The following is a 15982-nucleotide window of genomic DNA, read 5'->3' on the forward strand; positions in this document are numbered from 1 at the left end:
GCTTCGGCGCTGTTTTTTATGTCTAAAACAAAATAGCAAATAATCTCTTGAGAGACGAGAGACGAGAGACGAGAGACGAGAGACGAGAGACGAGAGACGAGAGACGAGAGACGAGAGACGAGAGGCAAATATCCTCAATTTTCATTAGCTCTAGTAATAATAGCTTGGCTTTAAAATTTTCATGCTCAGGTGTCAGTCAGTTTGAAGCAATAAAAAACGCCTCCGAAGAGGCGTTTTGAAATACTAACTTCTAATTAGATTAGAAAGTGTATTTAGCACCGATTGATAGACGGCGACCTTTCACATCAAAGAATTCACCATCATCATAAGTGAACGGGTTACGTGGTGGCTCGCGGTCTAGTAGGTTGTTAATACCTACACGTAACTGTAACTCATCCATTAGGTACGTCTTGTACATGAAATCAAATGTCGTGTAAGACGGGATATCGTTATAGTTGTTATCTTCTGCAGTCCAGTCGTTGTCATTTACAGTTGCATGACGGTAGTTTGCAGTTAATACGTAAGATGAATCATCTTGAGAGTAAACTGCGCTTAAACGACCTTTCCAGCGTGGAGACGCAGTTTCACCAACGTAGTTACGGAAGTCTTCTTCACGACCAGTTGAGTTTTGGTTGTCATCAATCAGGTAAGTTGCAGTTAGCTTAAGAGATAGGCTACCGTTGAATACGTCTGTACGGTAAGCCGACTCGAAGTCCATACCTTTCTTAGTGATTTGTGCAGCATTGATTGGACGTGTGTAGAAGTGGGTGATATTACCTGTCTTCTCGTCACGCTCAAAGTTACCGCAGAATGGGTTATCTAAAGAAGATGATTCATAACATAGTGCAACACTGTTACGACCGAAGTATTCAATCGCGCCATCAACTTCAAATGACCAGTAGTCCACAGTGAAGTCTAAGCCGTCTACGAATGAAGGCGTGTAAATCACACCAACTGTGTAGTCATTTGATACTTCATTTTCAAGGTTTTGGTTACCTTGAATATAACCAGGTAGACTACCACCACCGATCCACTCATCAGTTGGCATCCAACCAGCAGCTAGACCATCAGCTTGACAGTTCTTGATGACATTGTCTTTGTACTTGCTACCAGAACTTGCAATTGTATCTGCACGACATACGTCCGCACGACCCGAGCTAAACGTTTTTGAGTTTGGTGTGAATAAATCACCTAGGTTTGGCGCACGTACTGATTTTGAACGGTTTAAACGCACACGTAGGTCGTCAGTTACACCCCAGTTAAGTGCTAATTTCCACGCGTTATCAGAACCAGTTACAGAGTAATCCATGTAACGGAACGCAGTTTCTAGTGTTAGATCTGTCGCAAGGAAAGCATCTTCAAGAAGTGGGATTGAGATTTCAGCTGATAGTTCGTCAACTTCAATTTCACCGTCCATCGGAAGGCTAGAGTTACCGAAAATTAAGCCTTTTTCCATGTTTTCAGATGGTGCAGTTGTTGCTGATTCACGACGGTGCTCCGCTGTGAATGCTGCAGCTACATAACCTGCAGGTAGCTCGTATAAAGAACCATCTACAGTTAATGCAAATACAACTTGGTCATGCTTAGCAAAACGAGTTGCCGTTGTTGCGATGTAATCTTGTTGAGCTGCTGTCGCAGATGTAGCGCCCATAGTATTGAACGGAGTACAACCTTCAATTGCACCAACAACGTTGCCTTCTGCATCGCGATCAGCACATACGATTTGACCATTGTATTCAACTGCATCAATGGCATTTGCAAGGTTTTGTGTTAAAACTTCACCTGTCCAAAGTGTATCTTGCTCGATACGTCCATACTGAACATATGTGCTGTAACCCCAATCATCGGTTAAGTAACCTTCAGCGCCAAAAGAAGTACGAAATACTTCGCGCTCTTGATTGTACATACGGTCACCCCAAAGGTGCTCGTTTGCTTGACGAAGCGTTACAGATGTAAGGCCATTGTCATCCATTAGTTTCGCCATATCATCTTTGATGAATGCGTTGTCGCGACGAATGGTGTGACGGAAGAAAGCTGGGGAGCTTTCGGTTGTTGAGTCTGTATTTGAATAAGTGAAATCAAACGTTAATGCATGCTCATCATTTAGCTGATAAGTACCGTAAGCAGATGCAATTACACGCTCTAGCGGAGTTTGGAAGTAAGACTTATAGCCATCGCTAAAGATACCATCACCCATGTTGTTTACATCAGTGAAATAACGGTTTGCATCACGGCCAACACCTGGATTTGGGATCATACCAAGGCCATTATCAAATGCGCGGATGTTACCATTTTCGTCAAATGTGTAATGGTGGTTTAAGTAACCATCAGTAGTGAATGCGTTTTTTGTGAAGAAGTCACCACCTTCAGAGTAATACGCAAGTGCAGTTGGTTTGCCAAGAATTACACGACCAGGAATATTATCTTCACCATCCGCGTTTGCTGGGTTGCCATATGAATTTACTGGGTTTGCGAAGAAGTCACGACTAAGCTTAGAGTAACTTTCGTTTTCTGTGTAGTTTAAAGATGCGATGAAAGATAGTTTATCCGCTTCCATACCACCGGTAATTGAGAAGTAATTTGCCTCACCGCCACTTTGCTCCGGACGAACTGTTGAAACGTCAACTTCGATGCCGTCCATAGACTTTTTAGTAATGATGTTCACAACACCTGCAACAGCATCTGCGCCATAAACCGCTGCAGCACCACCTGTTGCAATTTCAATACGTTCAATCATTGAAGTAGGGATGTTGTTTAAGTCAACCGCAGTATCACCTACAGAACCAGGTACGAAACGACGGCCGTTAACAAGCACTAAAGTACGCTCTGAACCTAAACCGCGAAGGTCAGTTGTATTTAGGCCAGAAGCATAAATGTAGTTAGTCGTTGTTTCAGGAGAAAGACCGACTGTTGCTTGAGGCATTTCTTCAAGTAGGTCGTTTACATTAGTAATACCTTGGTTTTCTAGTTCTACACCACCGATCACCGTCACTGGAGTTGGAGACGTTAGGTTAAAACGCTTAATTTTAGAACCAGTAACCTGAATGCGCTCTACTTTTTGCGCCTCAGAATCTGTATTTGCTACCGCAACAGTGCCTGCTGCAGTACCTGCTAGTACAGCAGCCTGAATGCTTGCTGTTAATAGGTTTAACTTCTTCAACATATAACCTTTCTCTATTTGTTTTGAATCTCACATGCGTTGCATGTGCCATAGGTCAGGTACTGTTTTTAGCATAAGTAATTGTTACTTAATTCTTTATTGGGTTTGTGTTAAATGTTCCTTTTTTGTGAATTGTGTTTTTATTTTGGGTTTTAATTGTTTTTCCTGTTTACTAACAGTGGTTTGCGGTTTTTGTATTTGTAATCTTAGCTTTACAGTGAGGTTTTTTTGAGGGGGTGCTGTTGTTTTATTTAACTTTTTGTTAGTGTGTGCAAACTTTCATTAAATCTATTGTGTTTTTAGTGTTCTAAAATGTAACTTTGTTGTTCTTGTTAATGTTAATTTGGCTGTTTCAATAATGAGCACTTAAGAATAAAAATAAAAAATAGCGGGAACTTTAGAGGTGTAGAATAAAAAAGCACCTCTAAATGTATGTAAAAAGAGCGAGCTGTTAACTGAGTGTTTTTTCTATTGCAGCAATTCGAGCTGTTTGTAATCCAAGTTTAATCGCAGCACCTTGATATCCTAATGCGATGACCTGTTGTGCGGTAACGGCTTGAGATGCCATCGCACAATTTTGTAGCGTTTGTGCAATATCCTGCTGACACTGTGCATATTTTAGTATCTCTAGTAACAAGTTAAAACGTTCTGGGCGACGCCAAAGATCTATAAGGTTAAAGAACTTTAAAATATTTTCAGGGCTAAAGTCTTTTTCATTTAAAAAGTTATTTAATAACTTAAAGTCTCTCAAGCTGTTTGCAAAAGTGCTGGGGATCTTTAATGTCTGTTCTAAATGTTTAAGGTCTTCATGTGAGCAGGCTTCAAGGCATAAACAAAAGTGGCAAACTTGCAGTGTGTCAGAATCAATTGCCATCTCTTTTGTGGCTACAAATTTATTAGCACTTGCTATTTTTTGGGTTTCTAAGTTGGACCAGCTTGGCAAAATAGGAAGGACATCAGCCAAAGCATTAATGTCATTTATTACTTCTAAGAATAAATGAAAGGTGCTGGTTTTTAGACATTTTTCTATCTCTAACCAAATGCGCTCCTTGGTTAATGTTTTAAGTTCACCATTGGCAACCATATCTTTCATAAGCAAAAGCGTTTCAGGCGCAATGATAAAGCCTAAATGATAGTAACGTGCAGCAAATCGAGCAACACGTAAAATGCGGAGTGGGTCTTCACTAAAGGCTGGACCAACATGCCTAAGTAAGCGGTTATTTAAATCTGCTTGGCCATTGTAAGGGTCAACCAGCTTTCCATTTTCATCTTGTGCAATGGCGTTGATGGTTAAATCACGGCGATATAAGTCTTCCTCTAAGGTCACTGTTGGGTCAAAATCGCAAATAAACCCCGTATAACCATGCCCGCTTTTTCTTTCTTTACGAGCGAGGGCGTATTCGTCTTTACTTTTCGGATGTAAAAAAACAGGGAAGTCTTTCCCAACTTGTTTGTAGCCTAAAGACAGCATTTCATCAGGGGTACTACCAACAACAACATAATCATGTTCTACAACCGGATAATTTATAAGCGCGTCACGAACGGCGCCTCCAACTAAATAAACTTTCATCTATGTCCCAATGTTTCAAGGTGTGCACTTGGTTTCAAGGTTTTATCTTGCGCACTTTTTTGCCATTATAGGGCCTATCATAACAATAAAGAGTTTTATCGTGTATTTAAGCTATTTTGGGTTGAAAGAGAAGCCTTTCTCAATTGCACCTAATCCCGAGTATTTATATATGAGTGAGCGCCATAAAGAGGCGTTATTACACCTAAACTATGGACTAGGTGATTCAGGTGGATTTGTATTATTAACAGGTGAAGTAGGAACAGGTAAAACTACCATCACACGCTCAATGCTAAAATCGCTTCCTGAAAATACTGAAGTTGCTTTTGTATTAAACCCAGCGCTTTCGGAGCTAGAGCTATTGGCGAGTGTCTGCGATGAATTAAGTATTTCTTATGATCCTGATACGGCGACATTAAAAAGCCTAACTGATGCGTTAAAGTCACGATTTACAGATAATTATCGAGCGGGGGGCCATACCTTACTCGTTATTGATGAAGCTCAACATTTGTCTCCAAGCGTATTAGAGCAACTAAGGTTATTGACTAATCTGGAAACGGACGATAAAAAACTTGTACAAATTGCGTTGATTGGACAACCGGAGCTTCAAACGCTTTTGCAACGAAATGAACTTAGACAACTAGCTCAACGCATTACCTCTCGATATCATCTATTGGCACTGACTGAGTCTCAAGTATTTGCTTATATTCAACACCGTTTGCAAACAGCTGGCTGTGATACTGCTTTATTTAGCCATGAAGCTGTATCGCATATTTATAAACGTACTCAGGGGATCCCTCGATTAATTAACTTATTGGCAGATAGGTGTCTATTGGGGGCTTTTTCTGCACAAAAGCAAGTTATTGATAAATCTGTCGTCGAGCAAGCGGCAAAAGAAGCTTTACCCATGGTGAGTATGAATAGCGAACCAGCTTCTGAGAAAAATTTGAAGCAGTTCATACCAGCCCTATCTCTGGTTGTGGCAAGCTATGCTATTGGCTTTGCTGCAGCTTATATATTTTAAGAAGTAAAATTATGTCGATTATTGATGCCGCTTTTAAGCAATCACAAACCGCGAATAATACCGAGCAAGCACACCTAAGCTATCAACAAACAAAACAGCTGGCTTTTTATAAGAAGTTATCGCTTGGATTAGCGGGTGTTGGTTTGAGTGTTATTTTTGCATTGGCTGGTTTTTACAGTGGCCAGTATTTCAAGAGTCAGTCTCAATCAGTTGCTAATGTAAACAATCAACAAGCGCATGTTGAAGAGGTAACCGGGACAATAGTAAAGCAAGAAAGCAGACTGGAAGAGAGTATAGAGCGCTCGCAACCAGTTCAGGAAAAACAGACGGCTAAAGTAAAAAATAATCAAGAAGTAGCTCACTCTGATGAGCAGTATCAATGGATGTCAGTACAAGTTGGCTTAGATGACCAAGGAGTACCTATTTTTAAACAGCAGTTGGTACCACTTTCTGCTATTGCTGATGTAAATAATGCCTTTAAACCTGAGCAACCACAGGAAGATTTAAGTCAGTATCGGGTGCTAGGCAAGCCGCTGGATAGTGATTTACGTTTAAATGATTTAACAGGAAGCTCTTCAGAGATAACATCATCGCAAGAGGATTTGAGTCAGTATCGTGTTTTAGGGAAGCCATTAGGAGCTGAGACTGAGAAGCAAACTAAACTGCCAAATACAACGCCATCAATCAATGATACTCGTACAGATAACCCAACAAGTACTACTGAGATAGCAAGTGATGAAGCTTCAGCAAGATTAAAGGCAGCTTTTGAGCTTGCTGTTGCTGAAACGGCAGACAAAGATTTTACTCAGGCTGAGCCTGAAGACATCGTGCAAGAAGATGAACGTTTATCTATCGAGTTCCTACCTAGAAAAACTCAAGCAGCAATTGGTAAGTTGAGTTATCAAGCTCATATTTACGCCACGTCAGAGCACAAGCGTTGGATTAAAATTAATGGAGTTGAATTATATGAAGGCGACAAAATTAATGGAATGCGTTTGTTAGAAATAGCACCTGAAGAGAGTGTTTTCAGGTTTCAAGGATATGATTTTTCAGTAAAAGCCATGAAAGATTGGCAGCCATACTAATATCATCTTCCCGAAACTCAGATTGCTAAGGCCTAAATGATAACGTTATTTAGGCTTTGTTTTGACTGCTTTTTTAGCTGCATACAGTGTTGGCTTTAATGAAAGCGCTTTATGGTAGTACAGAGTGCTTGAAGAACTTAACCAGATCTAATCCAAACTCTTCAGGTTTTATTGCAGCTTCTAATTCGTCTGTACAACGCTTTTCTGCTAGATCAATATCTTCAACAGCGATGTGATACATCGTTTTGGCACTATAAAAAACTTTAACTACGGGCTTTAGAGGCTGCGCAGAGTTGGAGCTTGCAACCATGCCAATTTTCTGAGATTTTAACTTTACTAAAGAGCCGACAGGATATATGCCGATACAATTAATAAATTCGTTGAGCAGGTGTTCGTCAAAATGGTTAGGACTATTTTCTCTTAAAATTTTGAATGCTTGGATAGGAGGAAGTGCTTTTTTGTAAACACGCTCAGCGGTCAATGCGTCAAAAACATCGACAATAGAGGCCATTCGTACATAGTTTGAAATTTCGCCGTTACTTAAGCCTCTTGGGTAACCAGAACCATCGAGTCGCTCATGATGAAAACCAGCTATTTCACAACTTATTTTAGATAATCCTGCTTCATTGACAATATCATAGCTATATTGTGCATGCTGCTTCATTTGCTCAAATTCAGTTTCATTTAGCCTACCTGGTTTGTTCAGCACAATATCTGAAACTTTTATTTTGCCAATATCGTGTAATAAAGCTCCTGTCGCTAGTTCTTCAATTATTTGTCTATCCAAGCGCAGGTGCTTTGCAAAAATAGTAATAAGTGTTGCGACATTAATCGAGTGCTCTAAGAGGTAGGCGTCTTTTTGTTTGATCATTGCAATGCAAGCGAGAGCATCTTGATTACGAAAAATAGAATCGATGAAACTAGTAGCAACTTCTTTAAATGCTTCAACATTAATTGGGTTGCCGGCTTTTAAATCCGCAAATGCTTTGGCTTGGAGTGCCTTGGCTTCTTCAACAAGTTTAACAGCTTGGTTTATCTCAGTACTGATCGTAGTAGATTTATTCCAAGGGTCTTTTTCTTGCTCAGTCGCATTTTGAATATCAGAGTCAGGTACAGTTATGCCGTGTTCATTATTGCTCAAGTCGAGCATTTTATCTGGATCAACTTCAACCTTTAGAATACCCGCAGAGGCGAGCTTGTCGATACTAGTTTGTGTTTTAACCCAGCCCTGAGTTTTTACTTGAACACTGCCAGTTTGCTCTAACACGCTTACTACAAACATGCCGGGTTGTAACTCTTTTATGCTTATGCTCTTCACAGTGATTTCTTTTTAATCGCCAGTTATTTAAGCCTAGCAAAAGATACTTAAAAAGACAGTTGTGGAATACCAATTTTATTAATTAACTAGAACATTCTAGCTAGCTAAATAGTCCACTAACTTCTTCAAAAATTTCTCATATAGAATAACTATATACCGTAATTTTTCTCGTTATTTGACCATTTCCGGTAACCATTTATCTATAGCAATAATTGGTCATCAATTTAATGCAATTGGTATAATTCGTAAAAACAACAAAAGCCTGTACTTAATTAAAAGTACAGGCTTTTTAAAGTCAAAGAATAAGAGCGATTATTCGTCGTCTTCAACCAATGTCATCAGTGAGGTGTTACCACCAGATGCAGTAGTATCGATACTGATAGTCTTCTCTGTCACTAGACGGTTAAGTAGCGTGTCGTAGTACTCAGCACTGATGACAGGCAAGATTGCACCCTTACGTGCAGCTAGTTGCGTGCTGAAGTAACCTTTACGCGCACAGCCACTACCTACAACTGCTGCTGCTAGGTGATCATGAGCCAATACCGCAGGAAGTTGGTTTAGCTTAGCAACCTGCATAACGCCTTCGGCTACGCCGCAGCTGATTAACTTATCTCTGAACGCTAATGCTTCTTCGTGGAATAAGTCAGAAACCACAGTGATCACTGTGTTACCTGCAGCTAGAGAAGTAATGATAGACATTACCCAGAAGTTGAATGAGGTGTCTTTATCAGCAAAACACACAACACAACCACGTGGCTCGTAACGAATAGTGTTTGACTCACCTGTAGGACCAGGCAACTGTACAACCTTGCTTAGACGCTTTTCAACACGAATGATCTGCTCACGTGCATCAGCTAAAGTGTGCGCTAGGTCATCCGCAAGCTGATCCATAATTTCAACATTGGCAAGTTTTGCTAATAGCTGACGTACCACAGATACGCGATTATTTAGCGGCATTGCACGCCAAACTTTTTCATCGCGCATTGAGTTTTGCATTAGCTGGCTAACTTGCTCTTGCGCACCCTGGAATGCCTGAAGCGCTTCAGCATCAACTTGTACGTTAGTAACTTGACGGTTATCCGGTGTCTTATTCTCTTTTACTAGGCGAGTTAAGTAGTTAGGTCCACCTGCTTTAGGTCCAGTACCAGAAAGACCACGACCACCGAACGGCTGAACACCTACTACCGCACCGATCATGTTACGGTTGATGTAGATGTTACCTGCGCGAGATTGTTTAGCTAGGTAGTTAGCACGCTCTTCAATACGCGAGTGAATACCCATGGTTAAGCCAAAACCAGTGCTGTTTACTTGGTCGATGACTTTATCTATTTCGGTGCCTTTGAAGCGGATCACGTGTACACATGGGCCGAATACTTCTTTCTTAAGTACAGATAGATCTTTGATCTCATATAAACGAGGTGCAAAGAAGAAATGACCTGTGTCACCCATATCAGGTAATGGACACTCAAAATGCAGTGTTGCATTGCCTTTTAAGTACTCTACGTGCTCAGTAAGAGCGCTATGGGCTTTTTGATCGATCACCGGGCCAACATCCGTTGAAAGGTAAGCAGGATCACCAACATGTAGCTCTTTCATTGCACCTTTGATCATGCTGATCACTTTGTCTGCAATTTCTTCTTGTACAAAAAGAACACGAAGTGCAGAACAGCGTTGACCTGCTGACTGGAAGCCAGAAGAGATCACATCGTCAACAACTTGCTCAGGCAGCGCCGTTGAATCAACGATCATACAGTTTTGACCACCTGTTTCAGCAATCAGAGGTACTTGGTCGCCACCGCGCTCAGCAAGCGTTTGTGAAATGCGTGTACCCGTTTCAGTAGAACCTGTGAACATCACGGCTTGAATACGCTCGTCAGGTACAATCACCTGACCAACTTTGCTACCGCGTGCGATAACAGGCTGAACCACGTTCTCTGGTAAACCAACTTGCTTCATTAGGTCGATAGTGCGAAGTGCAACCAGTGATGTTTGCTCAGCTGGTTTTGCAATAACTGTGTTACCTGTCACGATTGCCGCTGCCACTTGGCCTAAGAAAATTGCCAGTGGGAAGTTCCACGGGCTGATACATAAAATCACGCCACGAGGAGAGAAACGTTCGTCTAAAGAAAGCTCTTCTGCTTTTGCAGCGTAGTAACGACAGAAATCAACCGCTTCACGTACTTCGTCGATACCATCTTGGGCAACTTTACCTGCTTCTTTAATACACAGTGCGATTAGCTCATCACGGTGATCTTCTAAGATATCACCTATGCGACGAAGAATGTCGGCGCGTTCGTTGATTGGTAGCTTTGACCAAGCTTCGAATGCTTGTTCTGCGTTCGTCACTAGCTGTTTCATTTCAGCTTCGTCTTGGTGACGAATTGAACCTAGCACTTCATCGTGGTTTGCTGGGTTAATTACCGCTTCATGACCTTCAGGTACATCGTTGTGCGTAATTAAGTTTTTCTCTACCCAAGCATTTAAATTGTCACGCATCGGCGTGATGTGATTAATGTTGGTTAAGTCTAAACCTTTAGAGTTATTACGCTCTGCACCGAACATGTCGATAGGCATGGTGATTTGCGTATTGCGCTTGTTGCGTAAGCGCTGAATCTTTTCTACCGGATCTTCTAATAGACTTTCAACTGGCTTACTCTCATCAACAATTGCGTTAACGAATGAAGAGTTTGCACCATTTTCTAATAGACGACGAACTAGGTAAGCAAGTAGGTCTTCGTGCTGACCAACTGGCGCGTATACACGGCATTGTACTTTGTCTTCGGTTACAACTTGGTTGTATAGCGAGTCACCCATGCCATGTAGACACTGGAATTCGAAGTTGTTGTATTCGCCGTTCGCTAGCTCAAGGATTGTCGCAGCAGAGTATGCGTTGTGCGTTGCGAATTGAGGGAAGATCACATCACGTGCGTTCATAAGCTTAATCGCACAGGCTTTGTAAGATACGTCAGTGCTTGCTTTTCGTGTGAATACCGGGAAGCCTTCAAGGCCATCAGCTTGAGTTAGTTTTACTTCAGTATCCCAGTAAGCGCCTTTAACTAGACGAACCATCATCTTACGGCCAACGCGACGACATAGGGCTTCTAACCAGTCAACAACCCAGATAGCGCGTTTTTGGTATGCTTGCATTGCAAGACCGAAACCGTTCCAGTCACCTAATGCTTCATCAGAGAATACTGCTTCTATGATGTCTAAAGAAATGTCTAAGCGGTCAGCTTCTTCTGCATCCACAGTGAAGTTGATGTCATATTGTTTAGCTGCAAGTGCAAGTTCTTTTAGTTTAGGAACAAGCTCTTCCATAACGCGTTCACGGTGTGTGAATTCATAACGCGGGTGAATCGCAGAAAGCTTTACAGAAATACCTGGGCTCTTAATTGGACCACGGCCATTTGCTGCTTTACCAATGACATGAATTGCAGTCATATAGCTGTTGAAGTAACGCTCAGCGTCGGCCATGGTGCGCGCACCTTCACCTAGCATGTCGTAAGAATAGGCATAACCTTGTGCTTCTTTTTCTTTTGCTCGTTCAAGAGCGGCTTCAATGGTGGTGCCCATTACGAATTGCTGACCCATAATCTTCATTGCATATTGCACAGATTTACGGATAGCTGGCTCGCCAATGCGACCCATAGTACGTTTTAGTAGACCAAACTGCTCTTCTTTTGATTTGTCTGCATAGTCAACCATCTTGCCAGTTAGCAATAAGCCCCAGCTTGATGCATTAACAAATAGAGAGTCACTGTTACCTAAGTGAGAGCTCCAGTCACCTTGACTTAGCTTGTCACGAATTAGTTCGTCTTGTGTTTCTTTGTCTGGCACACGAAGCAAAGCTTCAGCTAAACACATTAACACCACGCCTTCTTCAGAAGATAAAGAATATTCTTCTAATAGCGCATCAACACCGCCTTTACCTTTTTGGTCTTTACGAATGTTTAATACCATTTGACGCGCGCGCTCCCAAGCACGGCTTCGAGCAGAAACACCAACTTCTGCTAAAGGCAAAATCTGATCGATGACTTGTTCTTCATCGATGCGATAAAAGTCTCTGATCTTTTGACGGATCGGACACTGGGTCGTTAAGTCGCCTTTAAATAGCATAATGTGAACCCTCTAAAATTATTAGGTGATAGAATTTTTGTGCATTGTATACAAATCGCAGCAGAATATGCTGGTTTAATTTGGCGTTTTACGATAATTTACGGCTCAAATTTCAAATAATTCAGCATAAAATTCTGTATGACGACTTCAATCAAAACACGTGTGCTTGATCGCATTGATTTAGCTATTTTAGACGCTCTACACAAAAACGGCAGAATTTCGAACGTAAACCTCGCCAAAGCAGTAAACTTAAGCCCTAGCCCGTGTTTAGACAGGGTAAAAAAACTCGAAAGTGAAGGTTATATAGAGGGGTATAGTGCCAGATTAAACCCCGAAAAATTAGGGCAACATTTGGTAGCCCATGTAGAAATACGATTAAAAAGTTCTACAGAATCGGTATTTGAAACCTTCAAACAGCATATTATACGGATCCCACATGTAGTGAGTTGTGACATGGTTGCCGGTGGTTTTGATTATTTAGTGAAAATTCGCGTACCAGATATGACGGTTTATCGTGAAGTGCTAGGACAAATTGTAGAAATTCCAGGCGTTGGCACAAACCACACTTATATGGTGATTGAGCATGTAAAACCCGATTTAGGGGTAGGGGTGCTATAAGGTGATGTATGTATTAATACTAACCCTCAATAATACTTAATCATTTTGAGAGCCTAAAACAGACGTTAGCCTTGCTTACATGGAAGTAGTTACCTCAGCGGTAGCAGGACGCGTGAGCGGTGCCATAGACCGGTTTTCTTTGCCTCAAAATATACCGCTTAATTAAGCAGATTGGTAAAAATAGGGCATTAAAGATCGATTAATAGCAATTTTTTATACCTCAGCTTTATCGCAACGACAGAGAAAAACTGGTGACTTGAAATTGAAAATAATATGGAAGTAACTCATATACTCAGTTGTTTTATACTAGAGTTTCTTGATGAAGTGAGTTGCTTTTCGAGCCTGCTACAATGATTAGTCAATGACTGAAATTGGTATAAAAAAGTGAATAAACCAATGTTTTTATTCACTTACTTTTAAAATAAAAAAGCCGTGCATTGCACGGCTTTAAGTTCAGTTTACTTTATGAATTAAGAACCAGAACCAGTACCAGTTACTTCTTTGTCTTCAACAACACAGTTGTCGCGAACAAAGTTCTGAGCTTCAGTAGAACCAGCAGTGATTGTGAATGTGTCAACTGTAAAGCCTTCGATACGAGTGTTTACAGTTACATTGTACTCTTCACCACTCACTAAACCGTTTAGTGCGTATGTACCGTTTGCTGACTCACTTGCAACTAGTGGGATCTTACCTGTTTGTGCATAAGTTACTACCGCACCACCTAGAGGCAATTGGTCATCAACTTCAGCATTTGAACAAGAGAATGTCATTGGAAGTGCGTCATCAACTAGAGTTGTAGTTGGAGCTGTCGCTGCGATTTCAATTTCGCCACAAAGATTTGTGCTTGCTACATTACCAAATTCAAAGTCGTTCACGTCGAATAGAATAGCTTCAACAGTCGCGTCTTTAGCAACACCAAAGCGTTTTAAATCAGCTTGAGTAACTAGAGTACCTGACGATTCAGTGATCTTGTTTATTTTTAAGAAAGAGTTTGAGATCAGAACCATGAACAAGCCAGAACTAGGAATATCAGAACCTGTTACTGTGTAAGTTACTGGCGCGTCACATACTTCTTTAGTTCTGCTTAATAAGAAACCAGTTAAGTGGTCTGTTGTGAAACTTGCAGGGAAAGTCATTTCATTGCCTGCACCTAGAGTTGCTTCACCTGTTTCTTTAGTCCAAACACCTGTCTCTTCGTTGAAAGACGTGATTGCAAACTTATCACCTTCAGCGAAATCACCTTTCACTGTAGTTGTGATTGAAATCGGTGTGTCGAAGCTCTTAATCGCAGTGTCACCAGCAGACATATTTACTTCAACATAACCTGCAGGCTCAACAACTAAAGTTGCATCATCATTTGCAACAGCACTAAAGCCTTCAGGTAGAACATCAATCGCAGCAGCTTTGCCATCTTCTGCATCTAAAGGTGCAGTAACTAGGCTTATTGAAACTTCCTCACCAGTAACTGCGTTGCCTTCAGCGTCACGTAATTCAACATCAGAAGAGATTGAAACAGTTACAGAGTCATCGTCAGTTTTAGTTGTTAAGTCTTCAGATAGTTTACCGCCAGAAGCTGCAGCAGTTGCTTCTTTAACAACTAGAGCATCTTTCTTTGCTAGAGTGATTAAGCTCTCAACAACAGCATCTTTGTCACCGAAATCGATAACAGAAGTTTTGTTAAAATAACCTTCAGCTGAGATAATTACAGTTACTTCGCTGATATCTGAATCTGAGTCTACATTGAACGTAAACGCGCCTGTCGCAGTTGTTAGTTCAGTGATAGCGTTACCGCTTACATCAGTGATATTTTCTGAAGCAACACCGTTTTCGAAGAATTTTACAGTCGCGTTTGGAACAACTGTTAAGTCATCAGCAGTCGCATCAACAACAGATGCATTTACATAGAAAGATAATGCTTCTTTAGTATCTGAAACAGGTACCTTTACCGTCGTTGGTGGAACAACAGGTGGTTTGATTTCAACGTTGTTATCATTGTCACTGAAACAGCCTGAAAGACTTAGAGTAACACCCATTGCTAGGGCAAGTTTGGTTAGATTAAACTTTTTGTTTCCCATGATTTTTACCTTTTCCTTTAATTTCAAGTAAACTGAGAGTGCACTAATTATGTTGCAGATATAAGGTTACCTTGCCCCGCAATGCAAATTAGTAACTAGAGAATAATAGGTCATTATTTATTCGTCAAGCGGCTAAATGATACTTTATTAAAAGTTCATATACAAATTGTGAAGACGAATTTTTTGATTAAAATCAGTTCCTTTTTCAGGTTAAAGTACTACTTTAACCTGAAAAAATTAACACTTTTATTAAATGTGTTCTGTAACTCCATTAACATGCAAAGCTTTCTACAAAATCATCCAGCGCATCAAGGTTAACAGGCTTTAATCCATCAGGGGTTCTGACAATTAAACCTTTATCTACTAATTCGGTTACGACTCTGCGATAAGCTCGCTCTGTGGTAGCGAATCTTTCTGCTTCCGCGTTTACCGTACTATAGGCCCTTAGTAGAGTTGGGTTGCTGTTTTCTGCGCGCATTAAACAGTCTTTGGCAATATTATAGCTAAGCGGAAGTAATAGCTTATCTAAGTTTACTTTTTGGTTTTCAATAAACTTTGCCGCGATGGTTTGCGCGGTATATAAACTGAGCTCTGGTTGGTCGAGCAGCAATTGTCGCCAATGCTTAAGTTCAATGAGGTTGTACTGCACTTCGTTTAAGCAAGTTACAGTATAAGTGCAAGGGTGATTGTTGAGCGCTTCAATTTCACCGATTAAGGTGTTATTGCAGTCAAGCTGACCGAGTAATAATCGTCTACCATTACCCACATCGTAACTAAAAGAGACTGTACCGCTTCTGACCAGAATTAATTTGCTTAATGGTTCATCTTGGTGAATCAGTATATCTTTCTTTGTATGTACAAAGGTATTACCCGCAAATTGCAGCAATTGTTCAACGAGATTGGCAGAAAAGTGGTATTGGAACATCTAAAAGGCTCTTAGGACAATTGTCCTAGTTAATCACATGTTGCGAAGATAGCATGACTTATGCCTTATGCTAAGTGGTTATTGAGTTTTTACC

9 protein-coding genes are annotated in these 15982 nt (G+C 40.9%); 3 read left to right on the forward strand and 6 right to left on the reverse strand.

What is annotated here, in order from left to right:
• Positions 1-259: 259 nt before the first annotated feature.
• Together PP2015_RS03735 and PP2015_RS03740 are read right to left on the reverse strand one after the other, a co-directional pair.
• Positions 260-3163 carry a TonB-dependent receptor plug domain-containing protein gene (locus PP2015_RS03735; RefSeq protein WP_058029009.1) on the reverse strand — a complete coding sequence of 968 codons (2904 nt, stop codon included), beginning with the start codon at positions 3161-3163 and terminating at the stop codon, positions 260-262.
• A gap of 448 nt (positions 3164-3611) precedes the next feature.
• Positions 3612-4730 (reverse strand): tRNA nucleotidyltransferase/poly(A) polymerase-related protein, encoded by a 1119-nt coding sequence (locus PP2015_RS03740; RefSeq protein WP_058029010.1) that lies wholly within the window; start codon positions 4728-4730, stop codon positions 3612-3614.
• Positions 4731-4830: 100 nt separating this feature from the next.
• Between PP2015_RS03740 and PP2015_RS03745 the strand changes: the two genes are divergently transcribed.
• Both PP2015_RS03745 and PP2015_RS03750 read left to right on the forward strand, forming a co-directional pair.
• On the forward strand, positions 4831-5751 hold the full coding sequence (locus PP2015_RS03745; RefSeq protein WP_058031532.1) for an ExeA family protein: 921 nt from the start codon (positions 4831-4833) through the stop codon (positions 5749-5751).
• Between the two features lie 11 nt (positions 5752-5762).
• Positions 5763-6836, forward strand: a complete 1074-nt coding sequence (locus PP2015_RS03750) for a general secretion pathway protein GspB (protein ID WP_058029011.1) — start codon at positions 5763-5765, stop codon at positions 6834-6836.
• A 109-nt stretch (positions 6837-6945) separates the two neighbouring features.
• Here the strand turns inward: PP2015_RS03750 and PP2015_RS03755 are convergent, their stop codons facing one another.
• Together PP2015_RS03755 and putA are read right to left on the reverse strand one after the other, a co-directional pair.
• Positions 6946-8154: an HD-GYP domain-containing protein gene (locus PP2015_RS03755; protein WP_083496508.1), complete on the reverse strand. Its 1209-nt coding sequence runs from the start codon at positions 8152-8154 to the stop codon at positions 6946-6948.
• A gap of 312 nt (positions 8155-8466) precedes the next feature.
• On the reverse strand, positions 8467-12270 hold the full coding sequence (gene putA, locus PP2015_RS03760) for a bifunctional proline dehydrogenase/L-glutamate gamma-semialdehyde dehydrogenase PutA (RefSeq protein ID WP_058029013.1): 3804 nt from the start codon (positions 12268-12270) through the stop codon (positions 8467-8469).
• 138 nt (positions 12271-12408) lie between these two features.
• On the opposite strand from putA, the gene PP2015_RS03765 reads away from it, so the two are divergent.
• On the forward strand, positions 12409-12888 hold the full coding sequence (locus PP2015_RS03765) for a winged helix-turn-helix transcriptional regulator (protein WP_058029014.1): 480 nt from the start codon (positions 12409-12411) through the stop codon (positions 12886-12888).
• 470 nt (positions 12889-13358) lie between these two features.
• Here the strand turns inward: PP2015_RS03765 and PP2015_RS03770 are convergent, their stop codons facing one another.
• Positions 13359-14963, reverse strand: coding sequence for a hypothetical protein (locus tag PP2015_RS03770; RefSeq protein WP_058029015.1), 1605 nt, complete (start codon positions 14961-14963; stop codon positions 13359-13361).
• A 271-nt stretch (positions 14964-15234) separates the two neighbouring features.
• The gene (locus tag PP2015_RS03775) at positions 15235-15888 is read right to left on the reverse strand and encodes a Crp/Fnr family transcriptional regulator (RefSeq protein ID WP_058029016.1); all 654 of its coding nucleotides are present in this window, start codon (positions 15886-15888) and stop codon (positions 15235-15237) included.
• Between the last annotated feature and the right edge of the window lie 94 nt (positions 15889-15982).

This window comes from Pseudoalteromonas phenolica (genome assembly GCF_001444405.1).
GTDB classification, from domain to species: Bacteria; Pseudomonadota; Gammaproteobacteria; order Enterobacterales; family Alteromonadaceae; genus Pseudoalteromonas; species Pseudoalteromonas phenolica.

What these genes read in the sequence shown, in the direction of transcription:
- PP2015_RS03775 (WP_058029016.1), bottom strand. Translation starts at nt 15,888, where the DNA reads ATGTTCCAATACCACTTTTCTGCCAATCTCGTTGAACAATTGCTGCAA.
- PP2015_RS03765 (WP_058029014.1), top strand. Translation starts at nt 12,409, where the DNA reads ATGACGACTTCAATCAAAACACGTGTGCTTGATCGCATTGATTTAGCT.
- putA (WP_058029013.1), bottom strand. Translation starts at nt 12,270, where the DNA reads ATGCTATTTAAAGGCGACTTAACGACCCAGTGTCCGATCCGTCAAAAG.
- PP2015_RS03770 (WP_058029015.1), bottom strand. Translation starts at nt 14,963, where the DNA reads ATGGGAAACAAAAAGTTTAATCTAACCAAACTTGCCCTAGCAATGGGT.
- PP2015_RS03740 (WP_058029010.1), bottom strand. Translation starts at nt 4,730, where the DNA reads ATGAAAGTTTATTTAGTTGGAGGCGCCGTTCGTGACGCGCTTATAAAT.
- PP2015_RS03735 (WP_058029009.1), bottom strand. Translation starts at nt 3,163, where the DNA reads ATGTTGAAGAAGTTAAACCTATTAACAGCAAGCATTCAGGCTGCTGTA.
- PP2015_RS03750 (WP_058029011.1), top strand. Translation starts at nt 5,763, where the DNA reads ATGTCGATTATTGATGCCGCTTTTAAGCAATCACAAACCGCGAATAAT.